General features: G+C 73.6%; 1 protein-coding gene and 3 pseudogenes. 2 read left to right on the plus strand and 2 right to left on the minus strand.

The features are described from left to right. Positions 1-548: pseudogene (locus IH13_RS0131470) on the plus strand (gfo/Idh/MocA family oxidoreductase); the annotation flags it as partial. On the opposite strand, the gene lnt reads toward IH13_RS0131470, so the two are convergent. Further along, positions 472-2,115 carry an apolipoprotein N-acyltransferase gene (gene lnt, locus IH13_RS0131475; RefSeq protein ID WP_031089702.1) on the minus strand — a complete coding sequence of 548 codons (1,644 nt, stop codon included), beginning with the start codon at positions 2,113-2,115 and terminating at the stop codon, positions 472-474. The pseudogene IH13_RS0131470 and the gene lnt sit on opposite strands and share 77 nt — an antisense overlap. Before the next feature lie 210 nt (positions 2,116-2,325). Continuing rightward, positions 2,326-2,602, minus strand: a pseudogene (locus tag IH13_RS45260) (universal stress protein); the annotation flags it as partial. A 231-nt stretch (positions 2,603-2,833) separates the two neighbouring features. Between IH13_RS45260 and IH13_RS43700 the strand changes: the two are divergent. After that, positions 2,834-3,023: pseudogene (locus IH13_RS43700) on the plus strand (hypothetical protein); the annotation flags it as partial.

The raw sequence follows: 3,023 nt of genomic DNA on the forward strand, positions 1-3,023 counted from the left end.
GCTTCAACCGCCGGCTCGCGCCCTCCTACGCCCAGTGTGCCGACCACCCGCGCGACCTGATCCTCCTGCAGAAGAACCGGGTCGGACTCCCCGAAGAGCCGCGCACCCTGGTCCTCGACGACTTCATCCATGTCGCCGACACACTGCGCTTCCTGGTCCCGGGCCCCGTCGACAGCACGATCGTCCGGGCGCGGATCGTCGATGGCCTGATGCACCACGTGGTGCTCCAGCTGTCCGGCGACGGCTTCACGGCGATCGGCACGATGAACCGGCTGAGCGGCTCCACCGAGGAGATCCTGGAGGTCTCCGGCCAGGACACCAAGCGTCAGGTCCTCAACCTCGCGGACGTCGTCGACCACAAGGGGCAGCCCTCCCTGCGGCGGCGTGGCGACTGGGTGCCGGTCGCCCGCCAGCGCGGCATCGAGCAGTGTGTGCTGTCGTTCCTGGACGCGGTGCGGGACGGCGAGAGGCTCAGCGCCCAGGACGCCCTGGAGACCCACCGGCTGTGCGAGCGCGTGGTACGCGACTCCCTGGAGCAGGCGTCCTGAGCCCACGCGCCCCCACGACACCGAGGAAGCCGGCCAGCACCGTCAGCGCGCCGTACACCGGCCAGGCGCCCAGCCGGACGTAGAGCGTGTCGCCCCGGGCGAGGGGTACGTCGTACACGAGGGCCCCGCTCGCCTCCGTGCCGAGCGGCGCACCCACCCGCTCGCCCCGGGGGCCGTACACCGCGCTGACCCCCGTGAGCGTGGCGTGCACCATGGACCGTCCCGTCTCGGCCGCGCGCAGTGCCCCGAGCGAGGCGTGCTGGGCGGGCGCCCAGCTGTGCTGGAACGTCGAGGTGGACGACTGCGCGACCAGCACCTCGGCTCCGTCCCGAACCAGGTGCCTGCTCATGTCGGGGAACGCCGTCTCGAAGCACACCAGCGGGCCGATCCGCAGCCCGCCGGCGTCCGGCAGGTCCATCACGACCGGGGCCTCGCCGCGCAGCCGGTCCTCGCCCGCGGCCTTGCCCACCGAGGTCGCCCAGCCGAGCAGGGCGCGGGCCGGGACGTACTCACCGAACGGCACCAGGCGCATCTTGTCGTACCGGTCACCCGTCAGCCCGTCCGGTCCCACCAGAACCGCGGACTTGAAGATGCCGGAGCGCCCCGGGCCGCCGGTGCGGCGGGCGTCCATGTTGACCAGCACACCGGCGCCGGTCTCGCGGGACAGAGCCGCCAGCCTGGCCGCCGTCCCCGGACTGCGCGTCAGGTCCACACCGACACTGCTCTCCCCCCACACCACGAGTGCCGCGTCACGGTCCGCGAGGGCACGGGTCAGCTCCTCGCTCCGCGCGAACCTGCGGTCGGTACTGCCCGGGCCCTCGACCACGCCGGGCTGCACGACCGCGATGCGGGCCGTCCCGGTGGTCTCCGGGCGCGGGGCCCAGACCCAGACCGCGCCGACGCCCAGGGCGCACACCACCAGGCACGCGGTGGCGGCCCTCCGGGCGGCGGACTGCCCGAGGAGTTGGGCCACCGCGGTGTTCACGGCCACCACCAGCAGGCTGACCAGCCACACACCGCCCACCGACGCCGTACGCAGAGCGGGCGTGAACTGCCACTGGCCGGCGCCCAGCAGACCCCAGGGACCGCCGAGCCCCTCCCATGAGCGGACCAGTTCGATCATCAGCCACCCGGACGGCACCACGGCGACGGCGGCCACCGAACGGACGGGCGAGGGCGCACCGCCCATGACCCGGGAGACGAGCAGCCCCCAGGGGGCCCACAGCAGACCCAGCAGCGCCGCGAGCACCACGATGAACACGTGCAGGCTCGGCATCAGCCAGTGGTGCACGGCGAGCATGAAGCCGGTGCCGCCGAGCCAGCCGTCCAGCGCCGCACGCCGTCCGGTGCCCGCCGACCGGATCAGCAGCAGCCAGGGCACCAGTGCGACGTACGCCAGCCACCAGAGCGACGGGCCGGGAAAGGCGAGGGAGGGCAGGGCGCCCGCGAGGAGAGCGGTGGCGCCACGCCCCAGGCGGGTGTGCAGCAACCGGTCGATCGGCCCGCTTCCGTGCTGTAGCGGGGCGCCCGCGGACCGGCCCGCCGAAAGCCCGTCCTGCTTCGGCATGCCGTGTCCTCCTCGCCCTCGCCCGCGCCGGCCCGCCGGTGTCCATGGGAGCGCACCGGCGGCCGTCGGGCCCGCGCCCGGTGACCGGATGGCCCGTCGCGGTCGTACCCGTGAGCCTGTACCCGCAAGCAGGCGGCTTCTCACCCGCGTGGCCCCGGTGTGGGGCCAGGCGGGCGTGCCTTCGCCCCCGCGCGCACGGTTCGCGGACCTTCAGGAGGGGACGACGGCCACCGGGTGCAAGGCGTGCGTCACCGTCGTCCGCGCCACCGGCGAGAGCCCGAGCCCCAGCGACTCGCCGCCCCTGCGGCGCCGACCACGGTCAGCGCCGCAGGGCCGACGACGTCACCTGAGTGCGCGAGGCCGATCCGCTGACCGGCTCCGGCTCGCGTACGACCTCCACCCGCGGATACTTCTCGGTCCGGCCCGGCGTGAGCTCCGCGAGGGTGCGCGCCGCGGCCTCCGCCATGGCGGCCCGGTCGAGGACGGGTCAGCCGGACAGCTCGAACGGCCCGCCCCCAAAGCGGGCCTGCCCTGACCGGGGCCGCGGACTTCACGATGCGGCCACTGTCATGTCACGAACGTGTCCTGGGAACGATCAAGAGGCAACCGGGGCAACCACCCGACTGTCTGAGCACACGGAAGCCACACGGGCGAACATTCGCCCCGCTCACCCGCCCGTCCGCTCCTCAGGAGCACCCACGCAGAGGAAAGACACAGCATGCGCACTCGGAAGATCTCGGTACTGAGCATGACCGCAGTGGCCCTCGGCCTGGCGCTGACGGCATGCAACGACGGCACCGACAACGTTCCCTCTCCGGCGAGCAGTTCGTCGGCGGCGGCCACGAGCTCCTCGCCGTCCGACACCGCGGAGGGCAAGTCGTCGGGCACACCCGCCAAGTCCGACTCGA

It is taken from the genome of Streptomyces sp. NRRL WC-3549 (assembly GCF_000721935.1).
Taxonomy (GTDB): Bacteria; Actinomycetota; Actinomycetes; order Streptomycetales; family Streptomycetaceae; genus Streptomyces.

Coding starts and splice junctions, on each gene's coding strand:
- lnt (WP_031089702.1), bottom strand. CDS start 2,115: ATGCCGAAGCAGGACGGGCTTTCGGCGGGCCGGTCCGCGGGCGCCCCG.